An 18,499-nucleotide genomic window follows, 5' to 3' on the forward strand; every position below is an offset into this window, starting at 1 on the left:
ATTATTTTATCACAGTTATTGATCCTTTTTTTTCACCTGTGTCTGATTGAATGACGTAGTAATAAACTGGATTGACATTTTTAAAATCTTTAATAAACGAATTGACCTGGGGGTCATAATTACTTCCAACATCATCAAACATAATTTCTCCGTTTGAACTTATAATGATGACTTTAGTACTTGCGGTTTTGTATGCCTCGGGGATGTTCCAATACGGATAACTACTTAAGCTTACTATGTTTGGAATTACTGTAGTTGGAAGTGACTCTCCGGTAACTTTAAAAAGAAACTCTTTTGTTGCAATACAACCCGCAGCTTGTGAAATTTTAACTTTATAATTACCGATTGTCGCTACCAGATAAGTATTTGAGGTTGCGCCTGAAATTAAATTATCGTTTAAAAACCATTCAAAAGATGGACTTGTAGCATCGGTTGTTACGCTAACATTTATAGTTTCTCCTTGCTGAAGTTCAACGGTATCAGCAACATCAATACTTGCATTAAAACCATTACTTTTAAGATCAATTGTTCCTGTCGCAGCACATCCTCCAAAATCTACATCTACTGTGTAAACTCCAGATTCATTTGTTGCATAAGTACGGTTAGTTGCACCTTCAATTACAGCTCCGCCTTTTTTCCATTGATATTTATTTCCAGATGTAGCTGTTAGTATAGTTCCGCTTCCTGTTGCACAAAATGGATTTCCTAAACTTGAATTAATAGTTACGGAAGAACCAGATGTAGAAGTGGTTACTGTAACACGATTCGAGCTTAAATTATCTTCAGAACATAAGCCATAATCTAATTTTGCAAAATAAACACCTGTAGTACTTACTAATAACGTTGTACCGCTTTGTCCTGCAATTAATACATCATCTTTATACCACTTGTATTTTAGATTTGGATAATTTGCTGGCGATGAAGGCTGATCGGTAGGTGTTGGATTATAAATAGAAAGAGAAATATTTCCACCCGAACAAATTGTTGCTGTTGGAGATTTTTCATTAATATAAAACGAACTTACATAAGTACTGTAATAGGCTGGAAAAGAAGTATTATTTGCAAGATTTTTAAATCTCACACTATATACCGGTACTGTTGTAACGCTTTTTACACGAAGACTATAAATGTCTGATCCTTTTAAATTAGTTGGGACAGCAAATCTAATTGTTTGCTGTTTTAAAGTTGGATCATCGGTAAACGAAATTTTTGTAGTTGCCGTGGGAGTCGTAAAGTTTCCGGCATCATCAGAAAGTTCTACTTCAAAAGCAGTTCCTGCAGGGAAATCTACATAACTAAAAGTGGCCGAATATTGATTAAAAGGCGCACCATCAACAATAAGGCCAGCACAAATTCTATCAAAATTAAGCTGCTGAGGCACTATTGTCTGGGCATAGGTATTCATTTTAGTACAAAGTATTATACTAAAAAAAAGGAAAAAACGAATTAAAGATAAAGTAGTTTTTCGAATCATATAGTACGAGTTCTGGCAAGATCTATATTTTCAAAAAACAAAATATCAATAAATGTTTCAGAAAAGTCATATTTATAGTTCTCAATAATATCCTTTGCAAGGACAGAATAAGAACCAGATAGTAATGAATTTTCCTGACAGTTTGCAGAAGTCTGACTATTCGTTTCAGCTGCCATAGAAAGGCTATCCTTGGGGATGGATAGCCCTGCTATTAACTGATTAGAATTATCATCTAATTTACTGATACGGTTATCAGCTATATCATTCTTTTGGTTCAAGGTTGTTGACGAAGTTTTCCCGCAATTTGCAGTACAAGAAACAGTTTTGTTTGCTTCAGTACTTTGTGCATGTAAACTTAACGCAATAGGAGAAACCAAAAATATTGTATAAATAAAATACTTTTTTATAGTTGGGGCCATTATGTTTTGATCTTTATTTAGTCCGATGTAAGACGATACATAAATTGTGTCTGGGGACTTTATTAATAAAATTTACGCTGTAAAATAAAAATCTAAATCAATCTTATTTGCCGCTTGACGCTGTGATTTTTCCTAATTGTAATCTGAAATCCGGCTTTTTAGCATTGAAAATATCAATGAATGTTTCTTTGTTATCACTTTGTGAATAAACATTGAAAAACACACTGTTTCCGTACCAGCTTTCTAAATCTTCATTGTTAGAATTGTACTCTGTAAAGATGTTTCCGTTACATAGGTTAAAGTACATTTCTTCAAATTTGATTTTCTTTAGGTTAGCATCATTAATCTCTGTTTTGCTGTCTAATAATACAGCAGGATTAAATCCAGAGATTACACTTCTTTTCATTTCTAGTGAAGCAGTTTCAGCAACATAAATTGCCTCTTTTACTAAACCAGCCTGAATATCAGCTTTGATGTTCTCACTGTCGTTAAGCATTGTAATATTTGTAGCTACAACTAAAGTTTGTTTTTTAGTAAAATCAGTTTCATTTTTTCTTTCAAATGATTTCACTTCCATGCAACGAGACCCGTCTTTATTACTAGATAAATAAGAAGATCTTACTGCTAATGAGTTATATAAACGACATTGTACACCTTGAGTAAATTTGTAATCGTCGTTAATTGATTTATAAGAAACTAATTTAGTAGCGTTTAAGTCACCACCAAAGAAAGCAAATGAGTCACCACCTGAGTAGCTTACCATAACGTTTTCTAATATAGTTTTGTTTCCAACTGCTGCAAGAGTTAATCCGTTGAAAGTATCAGCTCCTTTAACTTTTTTTCCAGCAAATTCGATTCTTACATATCTTAAAACTCCAGAGTTTCCAGCAGCATTGTCACCACCATAAGTAGTAAGCGTTGGATCAAGATCTAAGTTATAAGAACCTACATTTCCAAATTTATTGATCGGAGCATCACCAAGAATTACAACTCCACCCCAGTCTCCAGCTTTTTTCTGGCTGCGGTTTGAAGTAAATACAATTGGGTCAGTTTCTAAACCGTCTGCAACAAGTTGTGCACCTTTTGTAACTACCAATGTTCCTTTTGTTTCGAAATCACCAATAATTAAAGTTCCAGGCTCGATTGTTAAAACAGCATTGTTTGTAACATAAACATTTCCTTGCAAAACATAAATATTCCTCTTAAGCAGCTTAGTATTAACAGAAATGTTTCCTGCTAAAATTTGATTTGCTTCTCCATACTCTACTTTGTTAGGCTTAAATTCGGTCCAGTTATTCAACCAATTAGTGTAGCCCATAATTCCTTTCTCTTGTTGAGCATTCATACTCGTAACCGTCAAAAGAACGCAGATAATTTGAGTAATTTTTTTCATGATAAGGGGGTATTAGGGTTAATAATAATAAATTTGGGTATGCGTAAATGAAAAAACTCATCTCGGTTTTCTGATAATTTCAGAATACATCAAGAACGAGTTCTTTTTTATATCTTTTTCAAATGACGTTATGAAGTCTAGTTCATCTACGTAAACATTCTAAAAAAGGTTTTAAAAAATATTCTGTTTATTACATTTCGTTCAAATCGTTGAACTCATGTAGTGATTTCAATGTGCTTTCGTAGAATAAAATTGCAGCGATTAAGTTACCCTTATCAGAATAAGGCATCATTTTACGCTGAAAGTCTACAGTAGTATCCAGAAAAGTTGTAGTACCAACCGCCTGAGCGTCTAACACTTTTTTGTGTTCAGAATCGTCCGGAATACCTAAGTCTGCCATTGTAACACCTGGTTTAGTAACCAATGCAATGTAAGGAAGGGTTTTCACTAAAACTTTAATACGCTCAATGTATAATTCCAAAAGTTCTCCCTTTTGCATACCACTCAATTCTTTTTGATCATGGTATTTACGGATTAGAGCTGTTGTACTAATAATACTTCTAGGAGCATTTTTCGCCTGTGCTGAAATAGCACCAGTGGTCAAGAAAAAAAGTGCGCTTAATAAAATAATTTTCCCTTTCATAGATTCTTATTTATAATTGGTTGTTATGAAAACAAAAATATATAAATTAACTTAAATTGCAACTTTATTGATTTCTTTTTTCAAAAAAAAATCTTAAAAAAATCTTAAAAGCGAGTCCTATGTCGAGAAAATCTGCGTTTTAACGGGGTTTTTGTTAAAATTGTTAAAACAAATTCTGTAAGATATTACACAATAAAAAAGAAGATTTCTACAAAATAATAGCCAAAAAAAAACAACGATTATCGCTTTTTCAAAAAAACTATTAACAAAATCTTCTTAATATCTCTCCCGAATAATCCCTTTATTAACAAAAGCTGACATCAAAAACGAAAAAAATTAAGTTAAAAACCTTCTTAAAAAACAAAAATAAAAAGTACTCATATAAACTTTTTCACGAAAATTTTTGACTACATCATTTTCTTATATCTTTGCTTCATGCAATTTTCACAAATTTTAGGTCAGGATTACATCAAAAGTCACTTGATAAAAAGTGCTGCTTCAGGACGAATTCCGCATGCACAATTATTCATTGGACCAGAAGGAAGTGGTACATTATCTACCGCCATTGCTTACGCGCAATATATTTTATGCAACAATACCGGTAAAGAAAATGAAAACGGAAATGATTCCTGCAATCTGAAGTTTCAAAACCTTTCGCATCCCGACCTGCACTTTATATATCCGACAGTTACTACCGAGGATGTAAAAACAAAACCAAAGAGTTTAGATTTCATTCAGGACTGGCGCACTTTTATTCAGGAAATGCCTTACGGAGGTTTATTTGACTGGTATAAATTACTTGGCGTTCAAAACAAACAAGGGGAAATTCGTGTCGAAGATGCTCAGGAAGTTTTAAAATCACTATCATTAAAATCATATGAAGGTGGTTATAAAATTATGATTATCTGGATGGCCGATAAAATGAATATTGCCGCGTCAAATAAATTATTAAAACTTCTAGAAGAACCTTCAGATAAAACTATCTTTATTCTGATTTCTGAAAATGAAGAAGACATTATACAAACCATACGATCACGTTGTCAGGTAATTCACTTTAATGGTTTACCTGAAAAAGTAATTGCTGAAGCATTGGTTTCAAAAGAAAACATCGATTCGAACTTAGCAAAAAAAATCGCACATCAGGCTCAGGGAAATTTCAATAAGGCACTTTCTTTATTAAAAGAAGATGATACTGAATTTCCTTTTGAACAATGGTTTGTCAATTGGGTTCGTGCCGCTTTTAGAGCAAAAGGAAACGCCGCCGCCATTCAGGATTTAATTTCCTGGAGTGAAGAAATTGCCGGACTTGGTCGCGAAAGCCAGAAAAAATTCATTCAGTTTTGTATCGAAATGTTCCGACAAGCACTTTTACTCAATTATGAAGCACCGACATTGGTTTATATTGAACCAAAGGTTGAGAAATTCAAATTAGAAAATTTTGCACCTTTTGTAAACGGAAATAACATTCACGAAATCTTCAAAGAACTTTCGGATGCGATGTACCATATTGAAAGAAACGGAAATGCAAAAATAATTTTAACTGATTTATCTATAAAACTGACTCGTTTAATTCATAAAAAATAGTTTTCAATGAATAATGTTGCCTCCATTTTACTGTTAGCTTTTTTAGCCTTAACTTTTTTACAATCAGGCTATGAGAAAATTTTTTACTGGAAAGATAATGTCGAATGGCTAAAAGGACATTTCGCCAAAACACCATTAAAAAATCAGGTATCTCTGGCCTTATTTCATCTTTTAATTTTAGAGTTAATTTCTGGAATTTTATCCGTCGTTGGTGCCATACAATTATTAACAAACAGCGGTCGCGAATTTGGTTTTTATGGCGCTATTTTTTCTTGTATTTCTTTGTTAATGATGCTTTTCGGACAACGATTGGCTAAAGATTATGATGGCGCGAGAACCATTGTAATTTATTTTATTCCAGCTGTTATGGCTGTTTATTGGTTAAATTAAAAATATACCACAATTTCACAGATTGGAAGGATTAGAAAAAATCTGTGAGAATCTGTGAAATCTGTGGCAAAAATAAATTGTTCGCTTAGCGGGCAACATATAAAATTTTATTATTAAAAAAATGAATCCAAAACATCCTTCAGAATCTCTGACAATTTTAACAGATTTAGTTTTACCGAGCGAAACAAATCCTTTAAATAACCTTTTTGGTGGCGAATTATTAGCCCGTATGGATCGCGCCGCCAGTATTGCGGCCCGCAGACATTCACGCCGAATTGTAGTGACAGCTTCTGTAAATCACGTTGCTTTTAACAGGGCCATTCCACTTGGAGCAGTAGTAACAATAGAAGCAAAGGTTTCCAGGTCTTTTAAAAGTTCTATGGAAGTTTTCATTGATGTTTGGGTAGAAGACCGTGAATCCGGAAGCAGAACCAAAGCCAACGAAGCCATTTATACTTTTGTTGCAGTGGATGATAGTGGAAGACCTGTTGAAGTACCCGCAATCATTCCGGAAACTGATTTAGAAATACAACGTTTTGATGCTGCACTTCGTCGTAAACAACTAAGTTTACTACTTGCCGGAAAAATAAAACCAGCTGAAGCCACAGAATTAAAGGCTTTGTTTTTATAGTACAATTTTGATACAATTTGGGACAATCAAACTTCAAAAAAAGAAGTATTTTTACAAAATTACAAGCCTGATACAAATCTAAATCAGTAAGTTATTTAATTTCTGGTTTGTTTTGAGAATGAAAGAATTATAAAGATATAGATGAAAGAAAAAGAAAAAAAAGAGATGAGTTCAGAAAAAGAAGCCAAATTAAAAGCGTTACAACTTACGCTTGACAAACTAGACAAGACTTACGGAAAAGGAACCGTAATGAAAATGGGTGACAAAGCCATCGTAGAAGTTGAAACTATTTCTTCTGGTTCTCTTGGTGTTGATTTAGCGCTTGGAGTAAACGGTTATCCAAAAGGAAGAATTATCGAAATATACGGACCGGAATCTTCTGGTAAAACGACTTTAACATTACATGCAATTGCTGAAGCTCAAAAAGCGGGAGGAATTGCCGCTTTTATAGATGCTGAACATGCTTTTGATAGAAATTATGCCGAAAAATTAGGCGTTGATATCGAAAACCTGATCATCTCTCAACCAGACAACGGAGAGCAAGCTCTTGAAATTGCTGAAAACTTAATTCGTTCAGGAGCAATTGATATTGTAGTTATTGACTCGGTTGCTGCTTTGACTCCAAAAAGTGAGATTGAAGGTGAAATGGGAGATTCAAAAATGGGTCTTCATGCACGTTTGATGTCTCAGGCTTTGAGAAAATTAACAGGGACAATTAGCAAAACAAATTGTACTGTTTTCTTCATCAACCAGTTGAGAGAGAAAATTGGTGTTATGTTTGGAAATCCTGAAACTACAACGGGTGGTAACGCCTTAAAATTCTACGCTTCAGTACGTTTAGATATTCGTCGTTCTTCTCAAATTAAAGATGGAGAAAACGTAATTGGAAACAGAACTAAAGTAAAAGTGGTCAAAAATAAAGTAGCTCCACCTTTTAAAACTGCCGAATTCGACATTATGTACGGAGAAGGAGTTTCTAAAACTGGAGAAATTTTGGACTTAGCAGTTGAATTTGAGATCGTTAAAAAAGCAGGATCCTGGTTTAGCTATGGCGACACCAAATTAGGACAAGGTCGTGATGCTGTTAAAGCTTTAATCAAAGATAATCCGGAATTAGCTGATGAATTAGAAGCTAAAATTAAAGCACACATTAAAGAATTAGCTAACGCTTAAACTTATATAAGTCTATTTAAAACAAGACTTTACATATCTACCCGACAAGATTTAAATCTCGTCGGGTTTTTTATTTTAAAAATAAAATTAAAAATGACGCAACCTTTTTAAAACAATTCCATCTTATAAAAAGACATAAGATTTGGTACCGCCATAGGTGTCCAATTCGAATGGTTTTTAGAATAAATTTGGTTCATTTGTTTTTAATAAAAATCCGTTGGTTTATTTGGTGCTAACGGGTTTTTATTGTTTTTAAAGAAAATAATTTTCGTTTCAACGCAACCTTTTTCATTTTTAGCTCTCTATAGTATTGTGACGTTAACTTGAGTTTGACCAAACTCTTTATTATCAACCTTAAGATTTTTACCATGAAAGAGAAACTAGAAGTGTTGTTGAATAAAAACCGTAAAAAAACCAGATTAAAATTTAAAAAAGTATTACGCTTTATTTCAGAAAAAATTATCCACAGATAAGTTTTTGAATATAAAATGGGGGGTTTTAATTCAAAAGGAAAGCCGACTAATTAATGTAATTAGTCGGCTTTTATATTTTAAACTATGCTTTCTTTTTTGGTTTGTGAAATTCAATTAAACTATTATAAATCAATAGTCTGACTTTGTCCCGAAGTTCCTTTCGGTTTTCTCCGGTTAATCCTTGGGTTTCAATAAAAGGCAATACTTTTACACGCATTTTTCCGGGACTTCCACTTAAAAAAGTATAGGAGAAACGTTCTTTATTATCAGCAAAAACAATCGGAACAATAGGAATTTGATGTTCAATTGCCAGGCGGAAAGCACCATCTTTAAACTCGTCCAGCAAAACAGTTTCGTCGTCCGGAACACCGCCTTCCGGGAAAATACAAATACTAAGCCCCTGGTTAAGTCTACTTTGTGCTCTCTTGAAAACTTCGTTTTTACTTCGTGAAGAATTTCTATCCACCAAAATACAAGTTCTTTTATAGAAAAATCCAAATAAAGGAATCTTAACTAATTCTTTTTTGCCCACAAAAACAAAAGGATTTCTAACAATCGCCAGCGTTAGCATAATATCTGTCATCGATGTATGATTGGCTACTATCATATAGCTTTTTCCCTTTTCCAGTTTCTGCTCACGTTTAACTATATAATAAAAACCCATTCCGAAAAGGATAAATTTAGCCCAAATGCGGGCCATTTTAAAGAAATAGGGGTATCCGCTTTCTGTTATAATAGAAATAAGCAAAAACGGCAGCATAATCAATATCGGAATAGCCATTACGATGTAAAACCAAATGCGCCACAAAACCCAAAAAACAATCTTAATTCCTTTCATAGTTTCAAATGTAAGAAAACAGAAGAGAATTTAGATTTTTAGACTGTTAGATTTTTAGAATATTAGACTTTTCTGAAAATAAAACTTCAAATGCTCTGCGAACTTTGCGTAAAACTTTGCGAACTTTGCGGTTAAGAATAAATTAAACTTTTCGGATATTGTAAAAACTTTGCAATCTTTGCGATTAGAAATAAAAAACTAGAATGGCAAAAATACTAACTGGTGTTCAGAGTACTGGAACGCCACACTTGGGAAATTTATTAGGGGCAATTATTCCTGCGATAGAATTATCGAATAATCCAGCAAACGAATCTTATTTGTTTATCGCTGATTTACATTCGATTACACAAATTAAAGATGGTAAAACATTAAGAGAAAATACTTATAGCACTGCAGCAGCCTGGCTTGCCTGCGGTTTAAATCCAGATAAAGTTACTTTTTACAGACAATCGGATGTGACTCAAACAGCAGAATTAACCTGGTATTTAAGTTGCTTTTTTCCATTTCAAAGATTGACTTTAGCACATTCTTTTAAAGATAAATCAGATCGTTTAGACGATGTTAATGCCGGACTTTTCACGTATCCGATGTTAATGGCTGCGGATATTTTATTGTATGATGCTGAATTTGTACCAGTTGGAAAAGATCAATTACAGCATTTAGAAATTACCCGTGATGTTGCTTCCCGTTTCAACCATCAGATGGGAGAAACTTTTGTAATTCCAGAAGCTAAAATTCAGGAGGACAGTATGTTGATTCCGGGAACTAACGGTGGAAAAATGAGTAAATCGGCCAATAATATTATCAATATTTTTCTTGATGATAAAGTTTTACGCAAGCAGGTAATGAGTATTGAAACGGATAGCACACCGCTTGAAGAACCAAAAAATCCAGATACCTGTAACGCTTTTGCGATCTATTCTTTATTAGCAAACGAAGAACAAATTGCCGAAATGAGAGCTAATTATTTAGGTGGAAATTACGGTTACGGACATGCAAAACAAGCTTTGTTTGAGTTAATTACGGAGAAATTTAAAACCGAAAGAGAAAAATACAATTACTATATCAACAACCTTGAAGAAGTAGATGCCCTTTTGAAAAAGGGTGCCGAAAAAGCTTCAGTAGTTGCGGATGGTGTTTTAGCCAAAGTTCGAGAAGTTCTTGGATTTGGAAAATAGTTTTTTGCCACGAATTACGCGAATTTTCACAAATTAAATTAGTGGAAATTCGAGTAATTTGTGGCAACTTATTTTAAATTAAATCGCCTCAAACAGTTTCCCTGGTAAAGGCCGAATTACTCCTTTAAGTTCCATATTTAAAAGGATACCTGAGATTTTATAAATAGGAAAATCACATTGAAGCGCAATAACATCCAGCAATTCTTTTCCATTTTTCAGTAAGAAATCATAGATTTTCTGCTCCTCCAATTCTAATTCTACAAACAATTGTTTCTGTACTGGTTTCGACTTCTTTTCAATGTCCCAATTCAACACATAAACCAAATCAGCCGCGCTTGTCAGAACGTTTGCTTTTTGTGTTTTGATCAAATCATTACAGCCTTGGCTATATTTGTCTGTAACACGCCCGGGAACGGCAAAAACGTCACGATTATAGTCGTTAGCTAAATTGGCAGTGATTAGCGAACCTCCTTTATCTGCAGATTCGATTACAATGGTTGCTTCAGTCATTCCGGCGACAATTCTGTTTCGGCGTACAAACTTTTCTTTGTCCGGGTTTGATGAGCTCCAAAACTCCGTTATAAATCCGCCATTTTCTTCCATTCTGGCGATATATTTTTTATGCGTTTTGGGATAAATCTGATTCAAACCATGTGCTAAAACACCAATGGTTTGCAAGTTATTATCCATCGCCAATTGATGTGCGACAATATCGACTCCGTAAGCAAAACCACTAACAATTACCGGATCAAGCGGTGCCAGATCTTCAATAAATTTTTTGCAGAATTCCATTCCATACGAGGTAATCTGCCGCGTTCCTACAATACTGATTAATTTTTTGTTTTTTAAATTAATATTTCCGGAAGTAAAAATCAAAACGGGCGAATCGATACAATGTTTGAGACGATCCGGATAACTTTCATCCTGAAAAAAAGAAATATTGATAGCATTTGATTTAATGAATTCTAATTCGTTATTGGCTTTTTCAAAAACAGTTTTATCTTTTAGATTCCGCAACAAAACCGAACCAACACCATCAATTCCAGATATTTGATTGCTTTTCGTTTTAAAAATAGTCTCAGGGTTTCCAAAATGTGTCAATAGTTTTTTGGCCATAATATCACCAATGCCATCTACTTTTAATAAGGCTAATAAATAAAATAATTCTTGATCTGACATGGCTTCGAAAAACAGTTTATTGAGAGAATAAAAATATCTTTTAAAACAAATCTTTATGAAATTAAAAGAACGCAAATATATAAATTAGAAGTAAATTCTTATAAAAATAAAAGATTAAAGATTTTGCATGACTTTTTACGAAAAGCTAATTTTATTTAACTATCTGGAAACGAATTGTCTATAAAATTATAAGAATTGTTAATAAAAATTGTGAATAAAATTTTGATAACTATATTGGATGTATAACTTTGTTACTATGAAAATCGAAACTTATATAGCACAGTTATTGTATCGTTATCAGTGTGTAACGGTTCCAGGGTTTGGAGCATTTTTAACCGAAATTCAATCGGCGCAGCTTAATTCTAACACAAATTCGTTTTCTCCACCGCGAAAAACGATTGCATTTAATAGTCTTTTAAAAAACAATGATGGTTTGTTGGCAAATCATATTGCGCAAACAGAAAAAACATCATATGGATTTGCTGTAAGTGCTATTGCCTTTGAAGTTTTAAGCTGGAAAAAAACATTAGAAGAATATGGTGTTTTAAATATAAAAAACATCGGTGATATTCGTCTAAATGCCGATAATAATATGGTTTTCACTCCAAGTGATCAAACTAATTATCTAACGAGTTCTTTCGGCCTTAGTCCGTTTGTTGCTCCAATGGTAAAAAGAGAAATTTTTGAGAAAAAATTACAGGAAATCGAAGAGTCGAAGGTATTTGAATTGCAAGATGCTGAAGAAGAATCAAGGTCTTCAGGTTCATTTTTGAAATACGCTGCTATTTTTGTTTTAGGTCTTGGAATTACCGGAAGTATCGGTTATCCTTTATACCAAAATCAAATTACTACAAAAACGCTTGTAGTAGAAAATGCGGTTCAGAAAAAAGTAGAGAACAAAATTCAGGAAGCTACATTCTTTATTGAAAACCCATTACCTGCTGTAACTTTATCTGTCGATTCAGCAAAAACTGAAGTTATAAAAGTGATGCCTTATCATATAATGGCAGGTGCATACAGAAGCGAAGAAAATGCAAGAAAAGCCTATAATCAATTAATTAAAGATGGCTATGAGGCCAGAATGCTAGGCGAAAACAAGCATGGTTTATTTCCGGTTTTATACGGAAGTTATGCAACAATGTCTGAAGCTCAAAAAGCACAAAAAGAAATACAAAAAGGCGAAAATCCGGATGCCTGGATTCTGGTCCAAAATCTATAAAACTTAAAAGCCTAATCTTGCGATTAGGCTTTTTTTTATTTGGCAATTATCTTAGCGTTTTGCGAAAGAATCACTTTATCACCCTGATAAATAGTTAGTTTCGCTGCAGGCGGATTTTTTTCGCCAGCTACTATAAATGCACATTCATAAGTATAATTTTCCTTTTTAAATTCATATTGGTGGTTGCCTCCGCTTCCTTCGACTACGAAATTACCTCTGTATATGATCAAATCAGGTTTTTCACTCATGGCTTTATCAATTGACCAAGAGACATATCGATAATTTTTATTGCCTAAATTATCAATTCTGATTTTGAATTTATCGGTCTCCAAAATGCAAATGGGTTTCTGAAAAAAGGCAATGCTGGAATCCAGTTCCTTTTTTTGAGCCTCAATCAGTTTCTTTTTAAGGTCAATCTCTGCTTTTGATTGGTAATTTACACTGGTCAAACGTCCGTCAAAGTCCATCCAGACAATTCCCTGATTCAGCATCATACCACGCCAACCCATATCAGACCAGTCTTTTGCAGGATTAGATTTTGCAATTTCATTTTTTAAGGTTGTATCGAAAATTTCATCATAACGTTTGATAAAATCCGATTTGTCGACAACATCCGGTATTGGATATTCACGTTTTAGAGGATAAGCAACCATCTCTGCGATGGCGTCTTTTTTGTCACTTTTCAAAGTATCAATAAAGCTTTTGATACATTTTTGATACTCGGGTTTTACAGTTTGAGCCGAAACGAAAACGCTCAAAAACAGTACTAAAACCAGAAACAGATTTACTTTTTTCATATTAAAAACACTTTAATTGATTATTAATCTGATTATTAAGTTCCAAATATAAAAGTAATTAATTTATAGTTTCGTTGTGCATTTTTACTTCATTACAAGCAAATTCAACCTCAGTATTATTTCTTTTAAAAACCAAAAATCCTGTTCCATGTGGAACAGGATTTGCTTATTTAGTCACTATTTTCGCGTCCTCACTAAGTATCTCTTTATCATTCTGAGAAATTGTTAATTGCGCCGGTGGAGAATCAGATGTGCCAATTACAATGATGTAACATTCATACAAATAAGCACCTTTTTTGAATTCGTAATGGCTGTTTCCTCCACTTCCATCTGAGATCCATTTTCCATTAGTTATTATCAAATCAGGTTTTTCACTCATTGGTTTTTTAATAGACCAGGAAGCATATCTGTAGTTGTCATTTCCTAAATCATCAATTCTTATTCTGAATTTTGAAGTTTCCAAAACGTAAACGGGAGCTTTAAACGTAGCAATTGAAGGATGAAGTTTTCTTTTTTCGCTGGAAATCAATTTATTCTTAAGATCTTTTTCTGCCTGCGATTGATAATTTACGGTAGTTATTTTTCCGGTTGTATCTATCCAAATATCGCCCTGACCCAACATTATGCCGCGCCAACCCATTTCGGACCAATCTTTTGCTGGATTTGAGTTTATGATTTCCTTCCTCAGCGTTGCATCAAAAATTTGATCGTATCGTTTTATAAAATCGGCTTTATTTTTAACAGCAGGAATTGGATATTCTCTTCCAAGCGGAAAAGAAATAAAAGCCGCCACTCCATCTTTATTGTTACTTTTTACATTGGCAATAAAGCTTTTGACGAATTTTTGATACTCAGGTTTCAAATCCTGACCTGAAGTATTTTGAATGCAAAAGACAATAAATATGACGTAAATTAACTTTCTCATAATTTTCTATTTTACATAATGTTTAATTGGTTAATTCCAATTATCTAACACTAAGTTACAAAATAGAAAATCAATTAATACTGGCTTTAAACATTTTAAGTTCATCCCACGTAAATTCGTCGCCGTGTTTTTCTTTCAAACCATTCAGAGATTCTTCCTGGTAAAATTCAAAAGCTTCACGCAACGCCAGGATTTTGTCGTACGGTAACACATCAGAAATATCAACTTTCTTCGCCTGAATTAATTTAACCAAATGCAATTCAATAGTTTGAACATTAAGTTTTCTAATTCTGGCAATATCCTGAATCGAATTTTTTTCCACCCACAAATCATGCGTTTCTTCCACCGTAGTTTTCTTTACTTCTTTTGGCGCACTTTTATCTAATTTTCTGGCTGTATAACGAACTGCAGGCTCATCCAATCTAAAAATATCGGTATTCGACATATTAAATTCCTCTCGGATCTTATTAACCTTATCTGTTTTATAGTTTTTAATCGCTGTAGACGTCAATTTCTCTTTACAGATGGTTTCACCTGCCACGACAATTTCTATGAGCAATTTGGCTTTCATTAAGCGTAAAACAGCTTTGGTCTGCAAATCGTCTAAAAGAGCCAGTTCTTCGTAAAATTCCTTTACTTTTTTAAACTTCTGAATTTCAGCCATTTTCTGTAAAAGATCTGTTACCAGCTTGTCCATCGATTTGAAAAAGTAATCATAGGCTGCCACTACCCTTTCCTGTACAAAAGTTAAATCAACCGTTTCTTTACTGAAAATTTTATTGAGTTGCTGAACAAATTTTTGAGAAGGATCAACCAGCGAATCAATTGTTTCCAAACGTTTATGCGCCCAGACTGAATGTTTTGCTTTTTCTGAATTTACCGCATTCTCGTTATAGCTAAAACGATGATTTCGCCATTCCTGAGCCAAATCAGCCCAATTAAAACTGTTAATCAAATAGTTATGAATAAAATTTTTAGTTTCGAAGTGCAATGAATTTTTCAGGACCTCTTCTGTCGCTTTATTCAAAGCATAGTCCATTACATCCTGATCGTTCGAAATACCATTCATTTGTAGCGGAGAAAGCAAAATAAGCCCGTTTAAGGACGTTAAACGCGACAATGCCACATATGCCTGTCCGGGAACAAAAACTTGCGATACATCAAGCGCAGCTTTCTCAAAAGTTAATCCCTGACTTTTATGCACCGTAATTGCCCACGCCAATTTAAGCGGATAATGCGCAAATGTCCCTAAAACTTCCTCTTCGATTTCTTTTGTCAGCTCATTTACTTTGTAACGAATGTTTTTCCATTCGTATTTCTCGACTTCAATAGTTTTATTTTCTTCCGGAAAGTGTACGAAAATTTCTTCGGGCGAAAGGGATTTGATGACGCCCATTTTTCCATTAAAATAGCGTTTCTCAAAAGACAAATCATTCTTGACAAACATCACTTGTGCGCCAACCTTTAGCTTCAGATTTTCTTCAACCGGAAAGATTTTTTCAGGGAAATCTCCCACCACAAAGGGCTGATAAGCGTGTTCATTTCCTGCCAAATCGCCTATAGCCTGTTCATTCATCGAGTCGGCTTTAGCATTATGTGTGGTTAATGTTATATAACCAGGATTATTTTTTAGATCAAAATCAGGCTTAACATATTCGTTCAAAATCTGAATATCCTGTGGTGTAATCTGATTATTTCGAAGATTGTTCAAAACCGAAATGAACTTATCATCACTCTGACGATAAATCTTAGATAATTCAATATATAAAGGCGGATTTTGCTGAATTACATGCGAATGAAAGAAGAATTTTCCTTTGTAATAATTGCGCAAAGTTCGCCACTCTTCATCGCGAATTACAGGTGGCAATTGCAGTAAATCTCCAATAAAAAGTACCTGAACACCCCCAAAAGCGCGAGTATTTCTACGAATCGTCTGCATCATAAAATCAATAGCATCAAGCAAATCCGCACGAAGCATACTAACTTCATCAATAATCAGCAATTCCATGTTTCTGATCACATTACGCTTTACATTATTCATTTTGAAATGCCTGCGCAGCGATTCCTTATTCTCGAATTTTACCGTTTCCGTAAATTGTGAACTCTCTTCATAAGTCGGTAAAAAGGCCGAAAATGGCAGCTGAAACATCGAATGAATCGTCACTCCGCCTGCATTCAGTGCGGCAATACCAGTTGGGGCCACAACAACGGTATTTTTGTGTGTGGTAGCAATGATTTCGCGCAATAAAGTCGTCTTTCCAGTCCCGGCTTTACCAGTTAGAAATATAGATTTTTGCGTTTGATTGATGAATTGTAAGGTGTAAGCAGCAGCTTCTGAAACGTTTTGCATTGGGCGTGTATTGAAATACCAAAAGTATCGCCTTTTTATAAAAGAAAAAACCCAAATCTTTACAGATTTAGGTTTTTAATTTAGTTAGTTAGTTTTGGTATTATTTTTTAGCTTCTTCTTTAACCGGAGCTTCTGTTTTAGGCTCAGCTTTATATTTATCGTTCAAAGCTTTAATAATATCTTTTGTGATATCATATTTCTCTTCAGCGTATAAAATTGATGCCGCATCTCCTGTTCCGTAGATATAAGAATAACCGTTTTTCTTACCGTAATCTTTGATGAATTTTTTAACTCCGCTTATAAGAGAATCCATTTCAACACCACTTTCTTGTTGCAATTGTTGAGATAATGCTTGTTGAGCATAACCCAATTGTTGCTCTCTTTTTTGCAACTCAGCTCCTCTTTGTTGAGCCCATGCCTGTCCATTAGCTTGTGCCTGACTTTGAAAATTAGCAGCGTCTTGTTTAAAACGAGTAATTTCCGCTTGTAGCTGTCTTCCTTTTTCTTCTGCCTGAGCTTTGTATTTAGCTTCAAGATCTTTTGCTTCAGTGTACTCTTTCATTAAAACCGAAGTATCAACGTAAGCTGTTTTTACTTCCTTAACCTCTGTTGCTTTATTACACGAAACAACCAAAATTGAAAGTGCGATAATTACTAATGCTTTTTTCATTTTCTAAATTTCTATTTTTTTTAATGTATTGAAGACAAAAATATAAAAAAATAAATAGCATCGACGTAAAGTTTAAAAAATGCTATAATTTTATGATATTGTTTTTATTTATGGAAAGAAAAATGTCAATAATTTAACACTATTAAAACCGGCCTTAATAGCTTTTATTAGAAACATTATCTCAAAAAAGACATAAATTCCCTTCGGTTAGACTAAAAAAACGCCAGAAACGCGCTTAAATTGCGTTTTAGTTGTTTTTTAAGACATAAATGTGGGATGAGTACTCTTTTGTACTGCTCGCTTTTAAATTTGATTTTAATCCGACGAAAAATGCACTGATATAATTCATTTTTCCTGTTTTGTATTTTTCGGATAATAAACTCACATAAAAAGAATCAAATTTCATTGGAAGCACTTTTTCCAATTTCATATCTACTTTTTCAAAAAGCGATTGTATGGCTTTTTTTGAGAAATGCCAAAAATGAATTGGCACATCATAAGCTGCCCAAAATTCATTATAATATTTTGCGTCGTATGATTTGAAATTTGGAACCGCAACAATTAATGTTCCAGTTGGTTTTAACAAACGCTTCAATTCCTGAATTTGAAGTTCCAAATTTGGAACGTGTTCCAAAACATGCCACATTGTAATTACGTCAAAAGAATTATTTTTAAGCGCATCAATTTCGTTCACAAAAGAAATTCCTTTTTGTATCGCAATATTTTTTGCTCTCTCGCTTGGTTCCACTCCAACAGTTTCCCAACCGTCATTTTTTGCAGTCAATAAAAAATCTCCTGTTCCGGCACCAATGTCTAAAATTCTTCCTTTATGAGATTGTTCAGAATTGATTAAATTCAGTTTGTTTTTCAGCGCTATATTTTTTACAAAATGATATGCTTTTTCAAATAAGGAACGTTTATTGTCCGTATGCGAAATGTAATCTTCACTTTCGTAATATCTTCCCAGATTTTCCAAAGCGGGTTGTGGAGATGTAATCAGCATGTCTAAAGTTTGATCATGATACAACTCAAAAATTTCTTTCGAAACAGAATGGTCTTTTACAGTAAGAAAATGTTTTTTGTTTAAAACGTCCATTTTATAATTAGTAGGTATTTGGTTTAATTTTATGGCAAAACCTAAAAGTGAAAAATTCATTTTTAGG

At 33.7% G+C, this 18,499-nt stretch carries 17 protein-coding genes; 6 read left to right on the forward strand and 11 right to left on the reverse strand.

The features are described from left to right. Position 1 precedes the first annotated feature (1 nt). From sprC to AC6CH4_RS21715, 4 genes are all read right to left on the reverse strand, one after another. Entirely contained in the window at positions 2 to 1,405 is a 1,404-nt protein-coding gene (gene sprC / locus AC6CH4_RS21700) for a gliding motility protein SprC (RefSeq protein ID WP_498106697.1), read from the reverse strand. Between the two features lie 65 nt (positions 1,406 to 1,470). Next, complete coding sequence (locus AC6CH4_RS21705) at positions 1,471 to 1,893, reverse strand: hypothetical protein (protein ID WP_498106699.1); 423 nt, start codon at positions 1,891 to 1,893, stop codon at positions 1,471 to 1,473. A gap of 103 nt (positions 1,894 to 1,996) precedes the next feature. Further along, complete coding sequence (locus tag AC6CH4_RS21710; RefSeq protein WP_192186568.1) at positions 1,997 to 3,286, reverse strand: beta-helix domain-containing protein; 1,290 nt, start codon at positions 3,284 to 3,286, stop codon at positions 1,997 to 1,999. Between the two features lie 190 nt (positions 3,287 to 3,476). Continuing rightward, entirely contained in the window at positions 3,477 to 3,929 is a 453-nt protein-coding gene (locus tag AC6CH4_RS21715; protein ID WP_192186567.1) for a hypothetical protein, read from the reverse strand. A gap of 435 nt (positions 3,930 to 4,364) precedes the next feature. Between AC6CH4_RS21715 and AC6CH4_RS21720 the strand changes: the two genes are divergently transcribed. The 4 genes from AC6CH4_RS21720 to recA all read left to right on the forward strand — a co-directional run bounded on the left by AC6CH4_RS21720 (position 4,365) and on the right by recA (position 7,707). Then, positions 4,365 to 5,513, forward strand: a complete 1,149-nt coding sequence (locus AC6CH4_RS21720; RefSeq protein WP_498106701.1) for a DNA polymerase III subunit — start codon at positions 4,365 to 4,367, stop codon at positions 5,511 to 5,513. Positions 5,514 to 5,519: 6 nt separating this feature from the next. Continuing rightward, positions 5,520 to 5,903 carry a DoxX family protein gene (locus AC6CH4_RS21725; RefSeq protein WP_498106703.1) on the forward strand — a complete coding sequence of 128 codons (384 nt, stop codon included), beginning with the start codon at positions 5,520 to 5,522 and terminating at the stop codon, positions 5,901 to 5,903. A 121-nt stretch (positions 5,904 to 6,024) separates the two neighbouring features. Continuing rightward, positions 6,025 to 6,534 (forward strand): acyl-CoA thioesterase, encoded by a 510-nt coding sequence (locus AC6CH4_RS21730; protein ID WP_498106705.1) that lies wholly within the window; start codon positions 6,025 to 6,027, stop codon positions 6,532 to 6,534. Between the two features lie 165 nt (positions 6,535 to 6,699). Continuing rightward, positions 6,700 to 7,707, forward strand: a complete 1,008-nt coding sequence (gene recA / locus AC6CH4_RS21735; RefSeq protein ID WP_089069626.1) for a recombinase RecA — start codon at positions 6,700 to 6,702, stop codon at positions 7,705 to 7,707. A gap of 555 nt (positions 7,708 to 8,262) precedes the next feature. Here the strand turns inward: recA and AC6CH4_RS21740 are convergent. Further along, complete coding sequence (locus AC6CH4_RS21740) at positions 8,263 to 9,018, reverse strand: lysophospholipid acyltransferase family protein (protein ID WP_498106707.1); 756 nt, start codon at positions 9,016 to 9,018, stop codon at positions 8,263 to 8,265. Between the two features lie 203 nt (positions 9,019 to 9,221). Between AC6CH4_RS21740 and trpS the strand changes: the two genes are divergently transcribed. Next, positions 9,222 to 10,196: a tryptophan--tRNA ligase gene (trpS, locus tag AC6CH4_RS21745; RefSeq protein WP_498106709.1), complete on the forward strand. Its 975-nt coding sequence runs from the start codon at positions 9,222 to 9,224 to the stop codon at positions 10,194 to 10,196. Between the two features lie 78 nt (positions 10,197 to 10,274). Here the strand turns inward: trpS and dprA are convergent, their stop codons facing one another. Then, a complete protein-coding gene (dprA, locus tag AC6CH4_RS21750; protein ID WP_498106711.1) occupies positions 10,275 to 11,375 on the reverse strand; it encodes a DNA-processing protein DprA in 1,101 nt (366 codons plus the stop codon). Between the two features lie 256 nt (positions 11,376 to 11,631). Between dprA and AC6CH4_RS21755 the strand changes: the two genes are divergently transcribed. After that, positions 11,632 to 12,594, forward strand: coding sequence for an HU domain-containing protein (locus AC6CH4_RS21755; protein WP_498106713.1), 963 nt, complete (start codon positions 11,632 to 11,634; stop codon positions 12,592 to 12,594). Positions 12,595 to 12,629: 35 nt separating this feature from the next. On the opposite strand, the gene AC6CH4_RS21760 is transcribed toward AC6CH4_RS21755, so the two are convergent. The 5 genes from AC6CH4_RS21760 to AC6CH4_RS21780 all read right to left on the reverse strand — a co-directional run bounded on the left by AC6CH4_RS21760 (position 12,630) and on the right by AC6CH4_RS21780 (position 18,432). Further along, positions 12,630 to 13,391, reverse strand: coding sequence for a hypothetical protein (locus tag AC6CH4_RS21760; protein WP_498106715.1), 762 nt, complete (start codon positions 13,389 to 13,391; stop codon positions 12,630 to 12,632). 166 nt (positions 13,392 to 13,557) lie between these two features. Beyond that, entirely contained in the window at positions 13,558 to 14,316 is a 759-nt protein-coding gene (locus AC6CH4_RS21765; protein ID WP_498106717.1) for a hypothetical protein, read from the reverse strand. 70 nt (positions 14,317 to 14,386) lie between these two features. After that, positions 14,387 to 16,666: a helix-turn-helix domain-containing protein gene (locus tag AC6CH4_RS21770; protein WP_498106719.1), complete on the reverse strand. Its 2,280-nt coding sequence runs from the start codon at positions 16,664 to 16,666 to the stop codon at positions 14,387 to 14,389. Between the two features lie 100 nt (positions 16,667 to 16,766). Continuing rightward, on the reverse strand, positions 16,767 to 17,336 hold the full coding sequence (locus AC6CH4_RS21775) for an OmpH/Skp family outer membrane protein (RefSeq protein WP_498106721.1): 570 nt from the start codon (positions 17,334 to 17,336) through the stop codon (positions 16,767 to 16,769). A 247-nt stretch (positions 17,337 to 17,583) separates the two neighbouring features. Next, on the reverse strand, positions 17,584 to 18,432 hold the full coding sequence (locus AC6CH4_RS21780; RefSeq protein ID WP_498106911.1) for a class I SAM-dependent methyltransferase: 849 nt from the start codon (positions 18,430 to 18,432) through the stop codon (positions 17,584 to 17,586). Between the last annotated feature and the right edge of the window lie 67 nt (positions 18,433 to 18,499).

Source organism: Flavobacterium sp. GQ95, from assembly GCF_059758655.1.